This window comes from Rhizobium sp. GR12 (genome assembly GCF_036596185.1).
GTDB classification, from domain to species: domain Bacteria; phylum Pseudomonadota; class Alphaproteobacteria; order Rhizobiales; family Rhizobiaceae; genus Agrobacterium; species Agrobacterium nepotum.
The window spans coordinates 1-20,527 of sequence record NZ_JASXTH010000017.1; the positions used below are offsets into that span (position 1 = coordinate 1).

Consider the following 20,527-nt stretch of genomic DNA (forward strand, 5'->3'; position numbering starts at 1 on the left):
TCGTCGCCAAACGCTCGAACATAAGTAGAATCAACACCGTGCGCCTTGTCTACAAAATTTAAACCGGACAGTAGTGGCACAAGGCCGAGGATGACGTAGAGTGTTTGGCGACCTGTCGAGCGCCTTTTCCGCGCTGCTGGCTTTTCCGGAAAAGCTGCGAGGTTAAAGTGACAGCCCGCGTCGCTGGCAATGGCCCGCAGACCCTCACCGTATATCCAGCAACCGCTCCAGATAACGCCGTTCGATTTCGCCGGGCGGGTTGTTGCCAAGTTTTTCGCGGATGGCCTCGAGGATTTCGCGGGCGCGCTGCACGTCGATCTCGTCAGGTACCTTCACCTGATCGCCGAAATCCGGGCCAGTGGTGCTGCGCGGGCGTCCAAGCGGGTCGCGGCCGTTCTGGCCACCCTGGCCCGCCATGCCTTCCTGCCCCTGTCCGGGTTGCTGGCCCTGCTGGCGCATGGCCTGCATGATCTGGCCCATCATGTCCTGCGCGCCCTGGCGCAGCGCGTTCAACGCATTGCCCTGACCTTCGACCGCCTGTTCGCCCTGGCTTTGGCCGAGCGCTTCGCCGGCGCCCTGCATTTCCTGCTGCGCCTTGCCGAAGTTTTCGCCCGGTTCCATGCCGAGATCGCGAAGGCCCTGCTGCAATTCGCCGAGCTGCTTGCCGAGCGCGTCCTGCTGCGCCCTCAGGTTTTTCAGCGCCTCGCGCAATTGTTCGGCAGTCATCTGGTCGTTTGGCTGTCCGCCCTGCTGACCATTCTCACCCTGCTGACCCTGCTGACCCTGCTGGCCTTGCTGATCCTGTTGTGGCTGTTGGCCGTTTTCACCCATCTGCGGGTCTTCGCCCTCACCGCCATCCTGCGGGTCGCCACGCTGCATGCGGTCGCGCAGGGCCTGATCAAGCTTGAACGTCTCGTCCATCAGCTTCTGCTGCTGTTGCAGAATTTCGCCAAGCTTGTCGATCTGCTGGCGCATCTTGCTGCTCTGCTGTTGCCCCTGCTGGCCCTGACGCTGTGGCCGGCCCGCCTGCAGGTTGTTCATCATACGCTGCAATTGCGAGAGCATCTCCTGCGCCGCGTCGCGGTTGCCCGAACGGGCGAGGTTCTCGATCTGGTTCATCATGTTTTCCAGATCACGCTGGCGCAGCACGTTTTGGGCCTGGTTGTTCATGTTGGCTTGCGGCGCATTCTGCATGCGCTGCGCAAGTTCACTCATAAATTGCTGCATCGCCTCGCGCAGTTCCTGCATCAGCTTGGCGACCTCCTCGTCGGAGGCATTGCGCTGAAGCGCCTCGGAAAGCGCAGTTTGCGCATCGCGCAGGCGTTTTTCCGCCTGCGAAAGATCGCCATCCTCGATACCCAGCGCGATTTCCCAGAGATAATCGGCGGTGTCCTTCAGCATTTCCTGATTATAGGCGAGCCGCATGCGGGTCTGCGCCGATTGCAGCAGGAGATAATGCGTGGTGTTGGGAATGGTTTCTTCCGGGCGCAGGCCGACCGCCTCATTATACGCGATCGCCCTCGGCACCTGCCGCGTATCGAGCGAGAATATCTGCCGCTGTTCGACAATGGAAGCCGCCAGCGGTTCGGAGAAGTTGCGCCCCGGCAGCACCATCTCGTGCGCGGGGCTGCGGCCGGTCTGGCCGGCACCATCCGTTGCCACCAGCGTGATGCGCACGCGTTTGCCCGCCATCGGATGTTCGGTCAGGTTGCGGCTGGTCAGCCCCTTGATCTCGCGATTGTTCTGCCGTGGCAGATCGAGCTTGAATTCCGGCGGCGGATAAAGCGCGGTGGCGCCCTCAGCAACACCGAGCGGCTCGATGATGGCATGGGCTTCCTTCAGGCCGTAATCATCCTTGGCGGTGAATCCCACTTCCAGCGCGCCATTGACGGCCCGGCGCGGCATGTTGTCGAAGGCGATGGTGGGCGGCTGGTCGGGGATGACGTTGAATACCCATTGCTCACCATTGGCGGTAATCATGCCGCTTTCGGTGACATCAAGGGCGAAGGTGCGCGGCGCGACAGGCTGATCCGGTAAGCGTGTCTGCGTCTGAACGGCCACGTCGCCGCTTGCGCTGTCGACGCGCGGCGCCTCGGGGGCAAGCTTCTGCAGGGCGCCCGCCGTCTCGGGCTCGAAGGTCACTTCCTCACCGCCATCGCCACCCGTCATGCGGATCGTCAGTCTGGAGGATTGCGGCACGGAAACCGCGTCGCGGCTGGTCGCATCGCGTCCGGTCAGGAAAATCGGTGCTCGGCCCGTATAGGCGGGCGGCGTCACCCAGGCGTCGAGACGGATATCGGGATTGAGCGGACCGGCAGCCGGCTGGCTGCGGAAGGCATCGGCCACGGTGCCCGCGCCGTTGGAATAGGAAAAACCGAAGGCGGCAGCCAGAAACAGGGCAGGAATGGCGCGTAGTGCCGAGCGGTCGTGGCGGGCAATATCGGGTTTCGGAAGACCGGCATTGAGCGCGGCGATCCGTTCCGCCATGCGGATCTGGTGTTCTTTCCACAAAGCGCGGGAAAAGGGCGTGTCGAAGGCCGGTTCGTCCTCCTGCACGCCGACCGGCTGGTGCGCCAGACCGTTGCGCTCTTCCAGGAGGCGAGATGCGTCATTGTCCGCCGGCCATTTCAGCCGCAGGATCGGCAGGATGGTGGCGATGAAGCTGAAAACCAGCAGGAAAACGATGCCGAGGCGCAGAAAATCCGGCATCTGCCGGAAAAGACCGAACCATGCGAGCGCCAGAAATACGGCGGCGATGGAGAGCGGCCATAGCGTCTTCGGCGCTATTCTTTCCGAAAGCAGCACTATTTTTGCGAAGAAGCGCTTGGCCACAACCCGGCGGGCAAGGTCTGGCCGCTGCGCGAACGCACCGGTCGGGCGCTTTTTGCCTGTCCTGTCCTCTCCGGCTGTGGTCATCAATCCGTTCTCCCGGTTCTGGCCACGTCAAACGCCATTCCCGGAACGGCGTGTTGCTCATACTATTAGGGACAAGGATAACATTCTTTGTGGCGAAGACGAGGGCAGCCAAGTGCTCACCCCCATTTTTTAGGCAGTTTCGCTCAATTGTGATCGGCAGTTCGGGTCAGTCGAGCCACGCGGGCACGGAATCGAGAGCGATAAGCTCTTCATATGTGCCGCGCGGGCGGATGACGTGGAACTTGTCGCCCTTCACCAGCACTTCCGGCACCAGCAGGCGTGAATTATAGGTGCCTGCCTGCACCGCGCCATAGGCTCCTGCGGAACTCACGGCGATGAGATCACCCGGCTGAGGAGCCGCCATCTCGCGATCCAGCGCCAGATAATCGCCCGTCTCGCAGACCGGACCGACGACATCGGCCTTGATGCGCGGCGCATCCAGTGCGGGCTGCACCACCGGGCGAATACCGTGATAGGCCTCATAAAGCGTCGGGCGGATGAGGTCGTTCATCGCTCCGTCGACGATTACGAAGTTCTTTTCGCCGCCATCCTTCACATAGATCACCTCCGTTACCAGAATGCCGGCATTGCCGACGATCAGGCGTCCGGGTTCGGTGATGATCTTGCAGTTGAGGCTCTTCAGTTCGTTCTTGACGATATGGGCATAGGCATCCGGCAATGGCGGCGGGTTGTTGTCCTCGCGGTAGGGAATGCCGAGGCCGCCGCCGATATCGACATGGCTGATCGTATGGCCATCACCGCGCAGTGCTTCGACCAGTTCGCGCAGCAGCCGGAAGGCATCCTCGAAAGGTTGCAATTCGGTGATCTGGCTGCCGATATGCATATCGATGCCGGTAACGTCGATGCCCGGCAGAGTGGCGGCATGGGCATAGACCGCCCGCGCACGCTCATAGGAAATGCCGAACTTGTTTTCCTTCTTGCCGGTGGAAATCTTGGCGTGGGTGCGCGCATCCACATCCGGATTGATGCGGAAGGAGACATGCGCCCTTTTGCCGGCCTTGACGGCGCGCAGATTGAGAACTTCCAGCTCCGGCTCGGATTCGATGTTGAAGCAGTAGATGCCGGCATCCAGCGCGTAATCCATTTCCGCCACCGTCTTGCCGACGCCGGAGAACATGATGCGGCTTGCGGGCACGCCGGCGCCAAGCGCGCGGCGCAATTCACCGCCCGACACGACGTCGATGCCAGCGCCGAGCTTCGCCAGCGTCTTCAGCACCGCCTGGTTGGAGTTGGCCTTCATGGCGTAACAGACCATGGCGTCCACATCGGCGAAGGCGCCGGAAAACACCTTGTAGTGGCGCTCCAGCGTCGCGGTGGAATAAACGTAGAAGGGCGTGCCGACAGCCTTGGCGATCTCAGGCACGGGCACGTTTTCGGCGTGCAGCACGCCGTCGATATAGCCAAAATGGTTCACGGTTTTTTATCCGTCAGAGAAGCTTGTCGAGGATGAACGGCCGTTCCGCCGTCGCCGGTTTCGTCTCGGTTCCATCGGCATTGCGCTTGTTGCGCATTTCGACCGGCGTGCTCGGCGGATCGATATCGCCTTTTCGCCCGCAGGCACTGAGAACGAGGCCGACGGCGAGCGTCATGCCGATGGGAACGATGAGATTACGCGCGGTTTTTGAAAGCATGAGCCTGTCCAAAGGAAATATGTGCCTCTCTGATAACGAAAAACAGGGCGCTTGTGCACCCTGTTTCTTGTGATCGCAGCGTAACGCGAATTTATGAGAGTGGCGGATCGAAAAACAGGGTCGTTTTCGCATCGGATTTTCCGAAAACGCAGCTCTCTTCTGGTCCGATAGGTTAGTTGCGTCCGCGCCACCAGGCGATCTGCTTTCGCACTTCCGAAGGGGCGGTGCCGCCGAAGCTGGTGCGGCTGGCAACCGATGCCTCGACCGAAAGGACGTCGAAAATGCCGCTGGTGATGGCGGGGTGGATCGCCTGCAGGTCTTCCAGTGAAAGATCGGCCAGATCGCAGCCATTCTTTTCCGCCAGCGCCACGGCATTGCCGGTCACATGGTGGGCATCGCGGAAGGGCAGGCCCGCTTCGCGCACCAGCCAGTCGGCGAGATCGGTGGCGGTGGAGTATCCCGAACCGGCAGCTGCGCGCATGCGGTCCTTGCGCACTTCGAGGTCGCGGATCATGCCAGTCATGGCGGCGATTGCCAGTTCCAGGCTTTCGGCGGAGTCGAAAACCTGTTCCTTGTCTTCCTGCATGTCCTTGGAATAGGCGAGCGGCAGGCCCTTCATGACAGTCAGAAGTGCGACCAGCGAACCGTTGATGCGGCCGGTCTTCGCGCGCACGAGTTCGGCGGCGTCCGGGTTCTTCTTCTGCGGCATGATCGACGAGCCGGTGGAAAAAGCGTCCGACAGGCGAATGAAGCCGAATTGCGGCGTCGACCAGATGACGATTTCTTCAGCGAGACGCGACAGATGCGTGGCGCAGATCGAGGCGATCGACAGGAATTCCAGCGCGAAATCGCGATCGGATACAGTGTCGATGGAATTGCGGGTCGGCTCGCGGAAGCCGAGCGCCTTCGCGGTCATGTGGCGGTCGATGGGATAACCGGTGCCGGCAAGGGCGGCTGCGCCGATCGGGCTTTCGTCCAGATGCTCGATGGCGTGGCGCACGCGGGCGCGGTCACGGCCGAACATTTCCACATAGGCCATGCAATGATGGCCGAAGGTTACGGGCTGGGCCGTCTGCAAATGGGTAAAGCCGGGCATCACTGTATCGGCATTTTCTTCGGCGCGGTCGAGGAAGGCGGCGATGAGCCCGGTCAGCATGCTCTCGGTCTTCTGCAATTCTTCCTTGACCCAGAGGCGGAAATCGAGCGCCACCTGGTCGTTGCGCGAACGGGCGGTATGCAGACGCCCCGCCGCTGTGCCGATGAGGGTGGCAAGACGCGCCTCGATGTTCATGTGAATGTCTTCGAGCTTGCGGGAGAATTCGAAGGTGCCGGCCTCGATTTCTGACAGGATCGTGTTCAGGCCGTGAACGATCTTGTCTTTATCTTCCTGCGAAATAATGCCTTTTTCCGCCAGCATGGTGGCGTGCGCGATTGAGCCGCGGATGTCCTGAGCATAAAGCTTCTTGTCGAAGCCGATGGAGGCATTTATCTCTTCCATGATGGCTGATGGCCCGGAAGCGAAACGTCCGCCCCACATCTGGTTGGAGGATTTCTGATCTGTGCCGTCAGCCATGTTCTCAGTGCCCTGGAGTATTCGATGACAGAAAAAAGGCCGTTCAGGCTTCCTTCCGCCAGATTGGTTGCAATTGCTGCCGTTGCCGGTGTCTTGTGCGGCGCGGGCGCGGTCTGGTTCAGGCATATTGGGTCTGAGAGCCCGGTTCAAGGGGCAGCGGTTGCCGAGGCCGGTTTATGTGAAGGTGCGGCAAAGCGTATCGCCTCGCTGAAACCCCTTCTGAAGGGTCAGGTGGCGGCCATGTCGGCCACGGATACGCCACGCATCATTCCCCTGTCCTTCAAGGGGCCGGAGGCGCAGGAGATGTCGCTTGCCGATCTCAAGGGCAAGGCGGTTCTCCTCAATCTCTGGGCCACCTGGTGTGTCCCGTGCCGGGAGGAAATGCCCGCGCTGAACGCGCTTGAGAAAGAAAAGGGCAGCGACGGTTTCGAGGTCGTTGCCGTCAATATCGACACCGGCGTGGACGAAAAACCGAAAGCCTTCATGGATGAATACAAGATCGACGCGCTGAAACTTTACCGCGATAGTTCCATGGGCGTTTTCAACGTGCTGAAAAAGGAAGGGCTGGCCTTCGGCCTTCCCGCCACGCTGCTCCTGGACGAAAACGGCTGCCTGCTCGCCGCCATGAACGGCCCGGCCGCCTGGGACAGCGAGGATGCCAAGGCGTTGATATCGGCAGTGAAGGCCAAATAATTTTTCCAGCCCGTGCGGGAGGGATTTCCCCTCCCGTCGTCTCGCATAATGTCCGAGGAATATCTCTTGCGCCTTAGCGCGTCGGAACGGGTGTCTCGCCGCGATAATCGTAAAAACCGCGACCGGATTTGCGGCCGAGCCAGCCGGCTTCGACATATTTCACCAGCAGCGGGCAGGGGCGGTATTTGCTGTCGGCCAGACCGTCATGCAGCACTTGCATGATCGACAAACAGGTGTCGAGACCGATGAAATCGGCAAGCTGCAGCGGTCCCATCGGGTGGTTAGCGCCGAGCCTCATGGCGGTGTCGATGGCTTCCACCGAGCCGACGCCCTCGTAAAGCGTGTAGATCGCCTCGTTGATCATCGGCAGAAGGATGCGGTTGACGATGAAGGCCGGGAAATCCTCGGCGACGGTGATCGCCTTTTCCAGCGTCCGTACATAGTCTTTCGCCGCGTCGAAGGTCTTTTCATTGGTGGCGATGCCGCGCACCAGCTCCACCAGTTTCATCACCGGTACCGGGTTCATGAAGTGGATGCCCATGAATTGCTCGGGACGGTCGGTCGCGGAGGCGAGGCGGGTGATGGAGAGCGAAGAGGTGTTGGTGGCCAGCAGCGCCTCGGGCTTCAAGACCGGGCAGATCTGCGCATAGATCTTGCGCTTGATCTCTTCGTTTTCAGTCGCGGCCTCGATGACCAGATCCATCGGCGCCAGATCGTTGACATCAGTCGAGCCGCTGATAAGCGCGAGCGCCTCCTTGCGGGCGTCGTCGGAAAGCTTGCCGTTGGTGACCTGACGGGCGAGATTGCCGTTGATCGTGGCAAGACCGGCTTCGATGCCGTCCTTGGAAAGATCGTAAATATGGACCTTGTAACCGGCGATGGCGGAAACATGCGCGATGCCGCAACCCATCTGACCGGCTCCGATGATACCGATATTTTTAAAGGGGGCGGTCATATGCTGGTCTCCTCATGGGATTTCATCTGCGTCATTGGCGGCGATGTTACGCATATCGCCGCAAAAGAGAAGGCGGCGCGTTCAAAAAACGCGCCGCCTTTGGTTAACTGCTTAAAATCACAGTGCCTTCTGGAGTTCCGGCAGAGCCTCGAACAGGTCTGCGACGAGGCCGTAATCGGCGACCTGGAAGATCGGCGCTTCCTCGTCCTTGTTGATGGCGACGATGACCTTCGAGTCCTTCATGCCGGCCAGATGCTGGATGGCGCCCGAAATGCCGGCAGCGATATAAAGCTGCGGTGCGACGACCTTGCCGGTCTGGCCGACCTGCCAGTCGTTCGGGGCATAACCCGCATCCACCGCCGCGCGCGATGCGCCAACGGCCGCACCGAGCTTGTCAGCGACGGGCAGGATGACTTCCTTGAATTTCTCCGAGGAGCCGAGCGCGCGGCCGCCCGAAATTATGATCTTCGCAGAGGTCAGCTCCGGTCGGTCGGAAGAGGCGAGCGCATCGGAAACGAAGGTGGACAGGCCGGGGTTTTCGGCAGCACCGATGGCTTCTACCGGAGCCGAGCCACCCTCTGCCGCCGCCGCAAAAGCGGTGGGGCGCACGGTGATCACCTTCTTCGCGTCGCTTGCCTGCACCGTCTGGATGGCGTTGCCGGCATAGATCGGACGCTTGAAGGTATCCGGGCTGACGACCTCGATGATTTCCGAGATCTGGGCCACATCGAGAAGAGCCGCCACGCGCGGGGTGACGTTCTTGGCCGAAGCGGTGGCCGGTGCGATGATGACGTCATAGGACGGGCTGAGCGAGACGATCAGCGCTGCCAGCGGCTCGGCGAGCGCGTTGGCATAGGATGCGTCGTCGGCAAGCAGTACCTTGGCGACGCCGGAAAGTTTCGCTGCCGCATCTGCGGCACCCTTCGCACCCGAACCGGCAACGAGCACATGCACGTCGCTTCCCGTCCCCTTGGCAATCTGCGTTGCCGCCGTCAGCGTCTTCGCCGTCAGGTCGGAAAGGGTTGCGTTGTCGTGTTCTGCCAGAAGAAGAATGGCCATAAAAATATCTCCCTTTTCCGAAACCTTAGAGGACGCCGTCGGCTTTGAGCTTTTCGACGAGTTCGGCCACAGAGGCGACCTTGATGCCGGCCTTGCGGCCTGCGGGCTCCTCGGTCTTCAGCACCTTCAGACGCGGCGTGACATCGACGCCGAAATCAGCCGGGGTCTTCTTGTCGAGCGGCTTTTTCTTTGCCTTCATGATGTTCGGCAGCGAGGCGTAACGCGGCTCGTTCAGACGAAGATCGGTGGTGACGACGGCGGGAAGTTTCAGTTCAACCGTCTGCAAACCGCCATCGACTTCGCGGGTCACTGCGACCTTGCCGTCCGATGGCACGACCTTGGAGGCGAAGGTGCCCTGGCCCCAGCCGAGAAGGGCGGCCAGCATCTGACCGGTCTGGTTCGAGTCGTCGTCGATCGCCTGCTTGCCGACGATGACGAGGCCGGGCTGCTCGGTTTCCGCTACGCCCTTCAGGAGCTTGGCGACGGCCAGCGGTTCGACCGTCTCGTCGGTCTCGATCAGGATGGCGCGGTCGGCGCCCATGGCGAGCGCCGTGCGCAGCGTCTCTTCCGCCTTGGCCGGGCCGATCGACACGACCACAACCTCTTCGGCCTTGCCGGCTTCTTTCAGCCGCAACGCCTCTTCCACCGAGATTTCGTCGAACGGGTTCATCGACATCTTCACATTCGCAAGCTCAACGCCCGAACCATCCGACTTCACGCGGATCTTCACGTTGTAATCAACAACTCGTTTGACTGGGACAAGGATCTTCATCGGCGGCTTTCCTCAAACTCCTGTCCGCGAGGTGAAAAGACCGCGCGGACCTCCAAAAAAAGGTTGGCGACATGGATAAGCATTTTTCCCGCAAACACAACGGAACAATGTTCATTATCGCATGCACGCAAGGCATATCTTACGTTGACGTTAACGTAAATAAGTTATCTCTTCGTCACGGGCTCATCCGCTCCCGTCATAGCCCCGTTCGATTTGCGACAACCCTGCCGTTTGCGACGGATTCTTGAACTGTGCCGCCCTCGGCGGAACAATAGTGCGGTCGAACAGGGGAACGCCCCGCCTGCGCATGAAAACCACCATTACCGCACCCGCCAATATGCCGCCTACATGTGCACCCCAGGACACGTTTTCCTCCAGCCCGAGTGCCAGCATCAGGAACTGCTGGCCGATCCACAGCGCCAGCGGAATGAAGGCGGGCAGGGGAAGCGGAATGCGCATGAACACCAGCACCCAGACGCGCACCTTGGGATGCAGGAGAAAGTAGGCCGCGACGACGCCGGAAACCGCGCCCGACGCGCCGATCAGCGGCCCTTCCGAGGTGGGGGCGACGAAGCCGTGCAGCAATGCGCCGGCTATGGCGCAGGCGAGGTAGAAGATCAGGAAACGGAAATGGCCGAGCGCGTCCTCGACATTGTCGCCGAAGACCCACAGAAACAGCATATTCCCGGCCAGATGCCAGAAATCCAGATGCAGGAACGCATAGGTGACGGCGGTCAGATCATCAGGCACAACCTGCAAGGCAGGCTCCAGATAAGCATAATCGAACACCACTGCGGGAATGAAACCGAGGCCGAGCGCTGCCGCATTAGCCTGCACATCGCTGGCGAACACGCCGGTAAACAGCCAGACCAGCACATTGACCACAATCAGGCCAATCGTGACGTATTGCAGCCGGATGTGCTTCAGGGAATTCGCATCGTGCAGCGGTATGAACATCGAATACCCCTTGGTGGCGCAATTGGCGCGCTTTAACGGTTCTTGCCGGGAACCCACAATATGTCGGCCTTGCCCGCATCATTGGCAAAACGGGCGGCGACGAACAGGAAGTCCGACAGACGGTTGGCATATTTCAGGGCCGGCGGGCCGACGATCTCGGCCTCAGCGACCGAAAGCTCCACCATCAGCCGTTCCGCGCGCCGGCAGATGGTGCGCGCCAGGTGCAGATTGGCCGCCGCCGCGTTGCCGCCCGGCAGCACGAAGGAAGTCAAAGGCTCAAGCGTGGCGTTGAGGTCGTCGATTTCGTTTTCCAGCCGCGTGACCTGGCTGTCGACGATGCGAAGCGGCTCGTAGGCGGGCGGTTCATCGGTTTCCGGAGTAGCGAGATCGGCACCGAGGTCGAAAAGGTCGTTCTGGATGCGGAACAGCATGCCATCCAGCTTTTCCAGCCCGCTTGTATAAAGCCGCGCCACGCCGATTGCCGAATTGGTCTCGTCTACCGTGCCATAGGCCTCGACGCGAAGGTCGTGCTTCAGGCGGCGCGGGCCGGAAACCAGCGCCGTCGTGCCCTTGTCGCCGGTGCGGGTGTAGATCTTGTTCAGCTTCACCATGTCAGCGGCCGCCGCCGGTGAGCCACAGGGTGAGCATGATCAGCACGATGGCAATGGCCTGCAACAGCAGGCGAAGCTGCATCAACTTGTTGGAGCGGTTGGCGTCTTGGCCCTTCAGCATGTTGAAAAGGCCTCGTATCAGCACGATGACAACGAGGCCCATGACGATAAGGGCCAGAACGGTGGTAAAGCCGGACATTTAGGGGTAACTCCTCCTCAATCGAATCTGCGCAACAGACGATAGAACAGGCCGGCAGGCAAGAGCCGTTTCAGCAACAGCCCCTGTTTGGCTGGAACGGTAACGGGATAATGCGGTTTCGGCTTTGCTGCGGTCAAGGCGTGTTTCAGCACGGTATAAACGGCGTCGGGGCCGAGCTTGTGGCGGCTGACCGGGCCGGACCCGTCCATCCGCGCCAGCTGGCGCTTGTATTCCGCCGCATGGGCCGAGTTTTCCAGATCGATGTTATCCTTGATGTGAGCGAGCGCCGTCGTGGTGAATTTGGAGGCGATCGGTCCCGGCTCGATCAGGCTCACATGGATGCCGCTGCCCTGAAGTTCCATGCGCAGCGTGACGCCCAGTCCCTCGATGGCGAATTTCGATGCCGTATAGGCGCCGCGATATCGATAGGGAACGAGGCCGAGAATGGAGGAGCAATGTACGATGCGCCCCGAACCGCGCTTGCGCATGAAGGGAATGACCCGCCGCGTCAGATCGTGCCAGCCGAAGACGTTGGTTTCAAATTGCCGGCGCAGCGCCTCCACCGGCAGATCCTCCACCGCGCCCGGCTGGCCATAGGCGCCGTTGTTGAAGAGCGCATCGATGCGGCCTCCGGTTCTGGCCGCGACCGTTTCCACCAGGGCGGCGATGGTTTCCGGCTTGGTATAATCCATGATCAGGGTTTCGATGTCCTGATTTTCGAGTGCGGCCATATCGGCGATGCGTCGCACGGTGGCGAATACCCGCCAGCCGTCGCGGTGAAGCGCGCCGGCGCAATGGGCGCCGATGCCCGAGGAACATCCGGTAATGATGATGACGGGTTTTTCAGGCATCTATGCCGCTCCGGGAAGCCGAATGTCGCTCTGGCCCGATGGTCCGGCCCATGAAAATTGCATTGCGCAAAATCCGTGCTCGGCCGGAACCGAAAGGGGGACTTGTGCGCTGTACAAAGCAGAGGTGATTTCCCATATTCGGGACGAAGTTACAAATGAAATGCCGATGAATGGAGGCGACATGGTTGCCGCAGTGCGCCTGGCAGGCAAGGTTGCTTTCGATGCCTATTCCCATTTCGCCGAGGATGACGGCTGGGCGATGGCGAGCCATATGGCGCTTTCCATTCTTCTGGCGCTGTTCCCTTTCCTGATCTTCGGCACGGCTCTGGCCGGTTTTCTCGGGGCAGACCAGTTTTCCGAAACGGCGGTGCATCTGATTTTCGACACCTGGCCGGAAGCGATCGCCGGGCCGTTGGCGGCGCAGGTGCAACAGGTCCTGACCATTCCGCGCGGCGGGCTGCTGACGATTTCGGTGCTGGCGGCCGCATATTTCGCCTCCAACGGCGTCGAGGCGCTCCGAATCTCGTTAAACCGCGCCTATCGCGTCACCGAAACGCGCTGGTGGTACATCACCCGCCTGCTCAGCCTGCTTTATGTGCTGATCGCGGTGATCGTCTTTGCCGGCATCAGTATCGTGCTCGTCGCCGTGCCGGTCGCCATGTCGTTTGCGGAGCAGCGATTTCCCTGGCTGACGGATGTGTTGAACACCGTCTCCAGCCTCGGACTTTACGGTACAATCGTGATGTTGACGGTGGGGCTGGTGGCGGCGCATCTCTGGCTTCCGGCCGGCAAACGCCGCATCTGGGATGTCTGGCCCGGCATTCTGCTGACGATGATCTTCTGGGTCATCGGTGCCGCGATCTTTGCCTATTACCTCTCCACCTTCGCAAATTATGCCGCCACCTATGCCGGTCTTGCCTCGGTCATGGTGGTTCTGGTGTTTCTTTACATGGTGGGCGTCATCTTCATGCTGGGCGCGGAGGTGAATGCCGCCCTGATGAAATACAAGGTCCGGCAGATCATTCGCCGCAATATGGGCGGAAGCAGCGCGCGCCGCGGGCAGGTTCTAGAGGAGGCCGACAAGCCGGCGGATATCTGAAGGCGTTTTACCTTCCGATCGAAGAGAGGAAAGGCCGGTGCTGCCCTCGCTTTTCGAAAGCTTGCGCCCATCCGCGCCCAAAATCAGCCGATGGTGATGATAGGCGGGTTGCGGCAGGCCCAGCAATTGCTGCAACAGCCGGTGAATGGCGGTTGCGTAAAACAGATCCATGCCGCGTACCACATGGGTTATGCCTTGCAGTGCATCATCCACTACCACGGAAAGATGGTAGCTGGAGGGTGCATCGGGACGCGACAGCACCACATCACCCCAGAGCGCCGGCAAAGCTTCGATATCCCCGGTCTCTTCGTCGCCGCTTTCGCGCCAGAACAGCGGCTTGCCCATGGTGCGGATCGCCTTTTCCATATCGAGCCGCCAGGCGTGCTGTCTGCCTGACGCCAGCATCGCCGCCCGTTCCGCCTGCGGCCTTTGCCGGTCGATCGCCGGATAAAGCGGTGCGCCGTCGGGGTCGCGTGGCCAGGCCGTGCCCTGCGCCTCAAAGGCCCTGACGATGGCTTTCGTCTCGCCCCGGCTCAAAAAAGCCGGATAGGCGAGGCCTGCCTCGACCAGCCTGTCCAGTGCCGCGCGATAGTCATCGAAATGTTCCGATTGCCGCCGCACCGGTCTTTCCCATTCCAGCCCCAGCCAGCCAAGATCATCATAGATCGCCTGCTCCAGCTCCGGGGTGCAGCGCGTCTGGTCGATATCCTCCATGCGCAGCAGAAAACGGCCGCCATTTTCCAGCGCCATGTCGTGGTTCAGCAGAGCGGAGAGGGCATGGCCCAGATGCAGGGAGCCATTGGGGCTCGGCGCAAAACGATAAACCGGTTTTTGACGGATGGGCGAAGGCATGGTTTCTTCTGCCATGTTTTGAAGCGCCTCGCCACCCGGTGCCGGGCCAACGTGAATATGGACTGTGCGGATATGAAAATTATCAGGGGCCTCGACGATATCAACGAAGGTCTGGAACATCTTGCCCGCCTCGATCCGGCTCTCAGCCTTATTATCGAAAAAGCCGGTCCGCTGGAGTTGCGCATTCACGAGCCCGGCTTTGCGGGCCTTGCCCACATCGTCGTGTCGCAAATGGTCTCGCGCGCCAGCGCCAACGCCATATGGGCGCGTATCCTTGCCGGCACCGGCGCTGAGGTGACGGCGGAAAACTATCTGGCCGTGCCGGAGGAGTTGCGCGCCAGTTTCGGCCTTTCGCGGGCCAAGGCGACGACGCTGGAAGGGCTGGCGCGCGCCGTCGCGGAAGGGCAGATCGATCTTGACGGCGTGGTGCGCAGCGAGGCGGGTGTTGCCCTTTCCGAACTGGTGGCGCTCCGTGGCATCGGCCCGTGGACGGCAGAGGTTTACCTCATGTTCTGCGGCGGCCATCCGGATATATTTCCCGTCGGCGATGTGGCGCTGCGGGCGGCTGTCGGTCACGCGCTTTCTCTGGAAGCCCGACCGGATGCGAAATGGCTGGCGGAACGGGCGGAACTCTGGACGCCTTGGCGCTCCGTCGCCGCCCGGCTGTTCTGGGCCTACTACGCTGCCGTCATGCGGCGCGCAATGGTGCCGCTGCCCTGAGGCAAGTGCTGGATGCGGCACAAATTCTAGGTTATGGGTCGTGTTGAAAACGGGATGGAGGAAACATGCCCAGCATTCTGGAGCAATTGCAGACGCGCCGCGACGAAGCGCGGCTCGGCGGCGGTGTCAAGCGCATCGAGGCGCAGCATGGCAAGGGCAAGCTGACGGCGCGTGAGCGTATCGATGTGCTGCTGGATGAAGGTTCCTTCGAGGAATACGACATGTACGTCACCCACCGGGCGGTGGATTTCGGCATGGCGAGCCAGAAGATCGCAGGCGACGGCGTCGTTACCGGCTGGGGCACCATCAACGGCCGGCAGGTCTATGTTTTCAGCCAAGATTTCACCGTGCTCGGCGGCTCTCTGTCGGAAACCCATGCCCAGAAAATCTGCAAGATTATGGATATGGCGGTCCGCAACGGCGCGCCGGTAATCGGGCTCAACGACAGCGGCGGCGCGCGCATTCAGGAAGGCGTCGCATCGCTCGGCGGTTATGCCGATGTGTTCAAGCGCAATGTCATCGCCTCCGGTGTCGTGCCGCAAATCTCCGTCATCATGGGGCCGTGTGCCGGTGGTGCCGTCTATTCGCCTGCCATGACCGATTTCATCTTCATGGTGCGCGACACTTCCTACATGTTCGTGACCGGGCCGGATGTGGTCAAAACCGTGACCAACGAGATCGTCACGGCGGAAGAGCTGGGCGGCGCTTCCACCCACACGAAGAAATCCTCCGTTGCCGACGGCGCTTATGAGAACGACATCGAGACGCTGGAACATGTGCGGCTGCTGTTCGATTTCCTGCCGTTGAACAATCGCGAAAAACCACCGGCCCGGCCTTTTCACGACGATCCGGCGCGGCTGGAAGCGCGTCTCGACACGCTGATCCCCGACAGTTCCAACAAGCCATACGACATGAAGGAGCTGATCCACGCGCTTGCCGACGAGGGTGATTTCTTCGAGTTGCAGGAGGCTTTCGCCAGAAACATCATCACCGGTTTCATGCGTCTGGAAGGCCAGACAGTCGGCGTCGTCGCCAACCAGCCGATGGTGCTGGCGGGGTGTCTGGATATCGACAGTTCCCGCAAGGCTGCCCGCTTCGTGCGGTTCTGCGACGCTTTCAATATTCCGCTGCTGACGCTGGTGGATGTGCCGGGTTTCCTGCCCGGTACGGCGCAGGAATTTGGCGGCGTCATCAAGCATGGCGCGAAACTGCTGTTTGCCTATTCGGAGGCGACGGTGCCGATGGTGACGCTGATTACCCGCAAGGCCTATGGCGGTGCTTATGACGTGATGGCGTCGAAGCATATCGGTGCGGATGTGAATTATGCCTGGCCGACGGCGGAAATCGCCGTGATGGGCGCGAAGGGCGCTGCGGAAATCCTCTATCGCTCGGAACTTTCCGATCCGGACAAGATTGCGGCGCGCACAAAAGAATATGAGGAGCGTTTCGCCAATCCCTTCGTGGCGGCGGAGCGCGGTTTCATTGATGAAGTCATCATGCCGCACTCCTCGCGCCGCCGCATCGCCCGTGCGTTTGCCTCGCTGCGGGGCAAAAACGTCGAAACCCGCTGGAAGAAACACGATACTATTCCGCTCTGACCTGCTCCGGGACTGGAAAAATGCTTCGGCCACCTTACTATATGTTTGTTCAGGCGCCCGGAACTTCGGATGCCCTCCCGAAACGCACAAGGACTGATTTTATGGCCGAGAATTCCTCCGCAGATAATTTTCCCGCCGGATATGAAGTGCCCAAGGTCTGGACCTGGGACAAGGGCAATGGCGGCCAGTTCGCCAATATCAACCGCCCGATCGCCGGTCCCACCCATGACAAGGAACTGCCGGTCGGCAAACATCCTTTGCAGCTTTATTCGCTGGCGACGCCGAACGGCCAGAAGGTCTCGATCATGCTGGAGGAATTGCTGGCCGCCGGCCACAGGGGCGCCGAATATGATGCGTGGCTGATCAAGATCGGCGAAGGCGACCAGTTCGGCTCCGGTTTTGTCGGCGTCAATCCGAACTCCAAGATCCCGGCGCTGATGGATCATTCGACATCAGAGCCGACGCGGGTTTTCGAAAGCGGCTCCATCCTCGTTTATCTCGCGGAAAAATTCGGTGCTTTCCTGCCGAAAGAGGGCAATGCCCGCACGCAGGCGCTGAACTGGCTGTTCTGGCAGATGGGGTCCGCCCCCTTCCTCGGCGGCGGCTTTGGCCACTTCTACGCCTATGCGCCGATCAAGATCAAATATGCTATCGACCGTTACGCCATGGAAGTGAAACGCCAGCTTGACGTGCTGGACCGGCATCTGGCCGACAACCGCTATCTGGCGGGTTCGGAATATACGATCGCCGACATGGCCGTCTGGCCCTGGTATGGCAAGATCGCGCTCGGCCAAGCCTATGGCGATGCCGGTGCGTTTCTTGAAGCGGATGGTTATAAGAACGTCATGCGCTGGACGCTTGAAATCGGCGAACGCCCTGCGGTGAAACGCGGCGTGATCGTCAACAAAACCTCGGGCGATCCGTCCGAACAATTACATGAACGCCACGATGCCTCCGACTTCGAGCAGAAGACGCAGGACAAGATCGGCAAGGCATAACGAAAAGACTTAAAAGGACAAAAGATGGCGAACCTGCCCGAAATGACCAAACACAAGGGATTTCCATCCGGCATGCCGAGCACGGGTGTGCAGTTCACCATCCGCCGCGCCAATCCCAAAGGGGTAACGCCGGTCAAGGCGATACCCCGAAGGGCGCGGGACGATTCCAGGGAACACCGCATCGATGCGGCCTTCCTGCACTCGCTCTGGCACCATTTCGGTGCCGAGCCTTTCGAGCGCGGCAATCTCGACGCCGCCCGCCTCAGCCTCCTGTTCGGGCGCGAGGTCTTGCCGGCGGAAAAGAATTTCGATCCGCTTTCTTACCAGGCGATGCTTGTCATCGACGAGCGCGTAGCACGGCAGAATTTCCCGGAATCCTTCGAGAATTTTTTCGAGATTTGAGTGTGCTGTCATCCGCCAACAGGGAATGAAAATTCGATGTCGACAGCTACCAGCAAGTTCCTGAGCTATGTTCTACGCCATGCGCCCGAAAGCATCGACCTCACCCTGGATGCTCAGGGTTGGGCGGATGTCGGAGACCTATTGGCAAAAGCGAATGCGAGCGGCACGCCAGTCGACGAGGCGGGTCTGCGGGTGGTCGTTGCCGAAAGCGACAAGAAGCGTTTCACGTTCTCGGAAGACGGTCGCCGCATCCGCGCCGCGCAAGGGCATTCCGTGAAGGTAGATCTTGGCATCGCCCCTGTCGAGCCGCCTTCGAAGCTCTTTCACGGCACGGCGACGCGCTTTCTTGAGGCGATCCTGCAGGAAGGACTGCGCCCGGGCAGCCGGCAGCAGGTTCATCTCTCGGCAGACAGCGTGACCGCGCATGCCGTCGGCCAGCGGCACGGAAAACCCGCCATTCTACTTGTTGACGCTGGCCGGATGTTTGCCGATGGCCACAGCTTTTATCAGGCCGACAATGGTGTCTGGCTGACCGATGCTGTCCCTGTTGCATATCTAGTGCTGATTGAAAATGATGCTGCGGAAGGCGATGGCAAATGATCAAAAAAATCCTCATCGCCAATCGCGGCGAGATTGCCTGCCGGGTCATCAAGACGGCGAAGAAGATGGGCATTGCGACGGTTGCCGTCTATTCGGATGCGGATGCCAATGCGTTGCATGTGAAGATGGCGGATGAGGCCGTTCATATCGGTCCGGCTCCCTCGTCGCAGTCCTATATCGTCATCGATAAAATCCTCGAGGCGATAGAGAAGACCGGGGCGGATGCGGTGCATCCTGGCTATGGTTTCCTGTCGGAAAACGCCGCCTTTGCCGAGGCGCTGGAGAAGGCGGGTGTCATCTTCATCGGCCCGCCGGTTGGCGCCATCAAGGCCATGGGCGACAAGATCACCTCCAAGAAACTCGCGGCGGAAGCGGGCGTTTCCACTGTGCCCGGCCATATGGGGTTGATCGGCGATGCCGAAGAGGCTGTCAGGATCGCTTCCGAGATCGGTTATCCCGTGATGGTCAAGGCGTCTGCCGGCGGCGGCGGCAAGGGTATGCGCGTTGCCTTCAATGACGCAGAGGCGCGCGAGGGGTTTCAATCCTCCAAGAATGAGGCGAAGTCCTCTTTCGGCGATGACCGCATTTTCATCGAGAAGTTCGTCACCCAGCCGCGCCATATCGAAATTCAGGTGCTGGGCGACAGGCACGGCAACATTCTTTATCTCGGCGAGCGGGAATGCTCCATTCAGCGACGTAACCAGAAGGTCATCGAGGAAGCGCCGTCGCCTTTTCTCGATGCGGCGACGCGCAAAGCCATGGGCGAGCAGGCCGTCGCTCTGGCGAGAGCAGTCGGCTACCATTCGGCCGGCACGGTAGAATTCATCGTCGACGGCGAGCGCAATTTCTACTTTCTGGAAATGAACACCCGCCTGCAGGTGGAGCATCCGGTGACGGAACTCGTCACCGGCATCGATCTGGTCGAGCAGATGATCCGCGTGGCATCAGGCGAGAAGCTGTCCTTCGGGCAGCCGGATATCAAACTCAATGGCTGGGCGATTGAAAGCCGGCTTTATGCCGAGGATCCCTATCGCAACTTCCTGCCGTCGATTGGTCGGCTGACGCGGTATCGCCCGCCGGAAGAGGGCGAGCAGGAAAACGGCACTGTCATCCGCAACGATACCGGTGTTTTCGAAGGCGGGGAAATCTCGATGTATTACGATCCGATGATCGCCAAGCTGTGCAGCTGGGCCAAGGATCGTGAAACCGCTATCGATGCCATGGGGCAGGCGCTTGATCGTTTCGAGGTGGAGGGCATCGGCCACAATCTGCCATTCCTCTCAGCCGTCATGCAGCATGAGCGTTTTCGGGCCGGGCGACTGACGACCGGCTTTATTGCCGAGGAGTTTCCGGAGGGCTTTTCCGGGGTCGAACCGGATGAGGCCTCCGCGCGCAAGCTTTCCGCCATCGCCGCCATCATCCAGCAGCGACTTCAGAACCGCGCGGTTGAGATTTCCGGCACCATCGGCAATCACCGACGTGTCGTTGGCCATGAGTGGACCGTCTCGTTCGGGCCATCTCGCTACAGTGTCGGCGTTGAAACCGGCGCGGATGGAACCGCGATGCGTTTTGAAGACGGCGAGGCGCTGACGGTCGATACCGGCTGGCTTCCTGGCCAAAGGCTTGGTCTCTTCATGGTGGCGGGCGAGGTGATTGCCGCCAAGGTCGATCTCGTCGGCGCGGCAATTCGCCTGCGCTGGCGGGGCATTGACGTCGTGGCCCGTGTGCGCAGCCCGCGCGTGGCGGAACTGGCGCTGCTGATGCCGGAAAAACTGCCGGCGGATACCTCGAAACTGCTGCTCTGCCCCATGCCGGGCATCATCACCGGTATCTCTGTTGGCGAAGGTGACGAGGTGGAGGTCGGGCAGGCATTGGCAACGGTGGAGGCGATGAAGATGGAAAACATCCTGCGCGCTGAAAAACGTGGCCGCGTCTCGAAAGTTTCGGCAAAGCCGGGCGACAGTCTTGCGGTGGATGAGGTCATTCTTGAATTCGAATAGGCTTGCGACCGTTTTCAGGA

20 protein-coding genes are annotated in these 20,527 nt (G+C 60.6%); 8 read left to right on the forward strand and 12 right to left on the reverse strand.

The genetic code is table 11. From position 1 onward, the window contains the following. Positions 1-204: 204 nt before the first annotated feature. The 4 genes from QSK43_RS23630 to argH all read right to left on the reverse strand — a co-directional run bounded on the left by QSK43_RS23630 (position 205) and on the right by argH (position 6,141). The gene (locus QSK43_RS23630) at positions 205-2,916 is read right to left on the reverse strand and encodes a TIGR02302 family protein (RefSeq protein ID WP_332305517.1); all 2,712 of its coding nucleotides are present in this window, start codon (positions 2,914-2,916) and stop codon (positions 205-207) included. Positions 2,917-3,082: 166 nt separating this feature from the next. Beyond that, complete coding sequence (gene lysA / locus QSK43_RS23635) at positions 3,083-4,351, reverse strand: diaminopimelate decarboxylase (RefSeq protein ID WP_045017360.1); 1,269 nt, start codon at positions 4,349-4,351, stop codon at positions 3,083-3,085. A gap of 13 nt (positions 4,352-4,364) precedes the next feature. Then, on the reverse strand, positions 4,365-4,568 hold the full coding sequence (gene lptM, locus QSK43_RS23640; protein ID WP_045017363.1) for an LPS translocon maturation chaperone LptM: 204 nt from the start codon (positions 4,566-4,568) through the stop codon (positions 4,365-4,367). A 172-nt stretch (positions 4,569-4,740) separates the two neighbouring features. Next, positions 4,741-6,141 carry an argininosuccinate lyase gene (argH, locus tag QSK43_RS23645; protein WP_332305518.1) on the reverse strand — a complete coding sequence of 467 codons (1,401 nt, stop codon included), beginning with the start codon at positions 6,139-6,141 and terminating at the stop codon, positions 4,741-4,743. 24 nt (positions 6,142-6,165) lie between these two features. Here argH and tlpA point away from each other — a divergent pair, with 24 nt between their 5' ends. After that, on the forward strand, positions 6,166-6,834 hold the full coding sequence (gene tlpA, locus QSK43_RS23650) for a thiol:disulfide interchange protein TlpA (protein WP_332305519.1): 669 nt from the start codon (positions 6,166-6,168) through the stop codon (positions 6,832-6,834). A 73-nt stretch (positions 6,835-6,907) separates the two neighbouring features. Here tlpA and QSK43_RS23655 read toward each other — a convergent pair whose 3' ends face one another. From QSK43_RS23655 to QSK43_RS23685, 7 genes are all read right to left on the reverse strand, one after another. Next, positions 6,908-7,789 carry a 3-hydroxybutyryl-CoA dehydrogenase gene (locus tag QSK43_RS23655; protein ID WP_045017368.1) on the reverse strand — a complete coding sequence of 294 codons (882 nt, stop codon included), beginning with the start codon at positions 7,787-7,789 and terminating at the stop codon, positions 6,908-6,910. Between the two features lie 117 nt (positions 7,790-7,906). After that, positions 7,907-8,848: an electron transfer flavoprotein subunit alpha/FixB family protein gene (locus QSK43_RS23660; protein ID WP_332305520.1), complete on the reverse strand. Its 942-nt coding sequence runs from the start codon at positions 8,846-8,848 to the stop codon at positions 7,907-7,909. 25 nt (positions 8,849-8,873) lie between these two features. Next, positions 8,874-9,620: an electron transfer flavoprotein subunit beta/FixA family protein gene (locus QSK43_RS23665; protein ID WP_332305521.1), complete on the reverse strand. Its 747-nt coding sequence runs from the start codon at positions 9,618-9,620 to the stop codon at positions 8,874-8,876. A 183-nt stretch (positions 9,621-9,803) separates the two neighbouring features. Further along, on the reverse strand, positions 9,804-10,577 hold the full coding sequence (locus QSK43_RS23670) for a rhomboid family intramembrane serine protease (protein ID WP_045017375.1): 774 nt from the start codon (positions 10,575-10,577) through the stop codon (positions 9,804-9,806). Between the two features lie 32 nt (positions 10,578-10,609). Next, a complete protein-coding gene (locus tag QSK43_RS23675) occupies positions 10,610-11,188 on the reverse strand; it encodes a cob(I)yrinic acid a,c-diamide adenosyltransferase (protein ID WP_045017377.1) in 579 nt (192 codons plus the stop codon). Position 11,189: 1 nt separating this feature from the next. Next, entirely contained in the window at positions 11,190-11,387 is a 198-nt protein-coding gene (locus tag QSK43_RS23680) for a twin transmembrane helix small protein (protein WP_003497428.1), read from the reverse strand. Between the two features lie 17 nt (positions 11,388-11,404). Then, positions 11,405-12,238, reverse strand: a complete 834-nt coding sequence (locus QSK43_RS23685; RefSeq protein WP_332305522.1) for an SDR family oxidoreductase — start codon at positions 12,236-12,238, stop codon at positions 11,405-11,407. Between the two features lie 181 nt (positions 12,239-12,419). Here QSK43_RS23685 and QSK43_RS23690 point away from each other — a divergent pair, with 181 nt between their 5' ends. Further along, positions 12,420-13,337 carry a YihY/virulence factor BrkB family protein gene (locus tag QSK43_RS23690; RefSeq protein ID WP_045017830.1) on the forward strand — a complete coding sequence of 306 codons (918 nt, stop codon included), beginning with the start codon at positions 12,420-12,422 and terminating at the stop codon, positions 13,335-13,337. Here the strand turns inward: QSK43_RS23690 and gluQRS are convergent. Further along, positions 13,305-14,204, reverse strand: coding sequence for a tRNA glutamyl-Q(34) synthetase GluQRS (gluQRS, locus tag QSK43_RS23695; protein ID WP_332305523.1), 900 nt, complete (start codon positions 14,202-14,204; stop codon positions 13,305-13,307). The genes QSK43_RS23690 and gluQRS overlap by 33 nt on opposite strands. Before the next feature lie 57 nt (positions 14,205-14,261). On the opposite strand from gluQRS, the gene QSK43_RS23700 reads away from it, so the two are divergent. The 6 genes from QSK43_RS23700 (at position 14,262) to QSK43_RS23725 (ending at position 20,507) form a co-directional block, all read left to right on the forward strand. After that, positions 14,262-14,909 carry a DNA-3-methyladenine glycosylase family protein gene (locus QSK43_RS23700; protein WP_332305524.1) on the forward strand — a complete coding sequence of 216 codons (648 nt, stop codon included), beginning with the start codon at positions 14,262-14,264 and terminating at the stop codon, positions 14,907-14,909. A 65-nt stretch (positions 14,910-14,974) separates the two neighbouring features. After that, on the forward strand, positions 14,975-16,507 hold the full coding sequence (locus tag QSK43_RS23705; protein WP_332305525.1) for an acyl-CoA carboxylase subunit beta: 1,533 nt from the start codon (positions 14,975-14,977) through the stop codon (positions 16,505-16,507). A gap of 101 nt (positions 16,508-16,608) precedes the next feature. Continuing rightward, positions 16,609-17,505 carry a glutathione-dependent disulfide-bond oxidoreductase gene (gene yghU / locus QSK43_RS23710; protein WP_332305526.1) on the forward strand — a complete coding sequence of 299 codons (897 nt, stop codon included), beginning with the start codon at positions 16,609-16,611 and terminating at the stop codon, positions 17,503-17,505. Positions 17,506-17,529: 24 nt separating this feature from the next. Next, entirely contained in the window at positions 17,530-17,907 is a 378-nt protein-coding gene (locus tag QSK43_RS23715) for a hypothetical protein (RefSeq protein WP_045017386.1), read from the forward strand. Between the two features lie 36 nt (positions 17,908-17,943). Further along, on the forward strand, positions 17,944-18,507 hold the full coding sequence (locus tag QSK43_RS23720; RefSeq protein WP_332305527.1) for an RNA 2'-phosphotransferase: 564 nt from the start codon (positions 17,944-17,946) through the stop codon (positions 18,505-18,507). Continuing rightward, positions 18,504-20,507, forward strand: a complete 2,004-nt coding sequence (locus QSK43_RS23725; RefSeq protein ID WP_332305528.1) for an acetyl/propionyl/methylcrotonyl-CoA carboxylase subunit alpha — start codon at positions 18,504-18,506, stop codon at positions 20,505-20,507. Before QSK43_RS23720 ends, QSK43_RS23725 begins: the two co-directional genes overlap by 4 nt. Positions 20,508-20,527 lie beyond the last annotated feature (20 nt).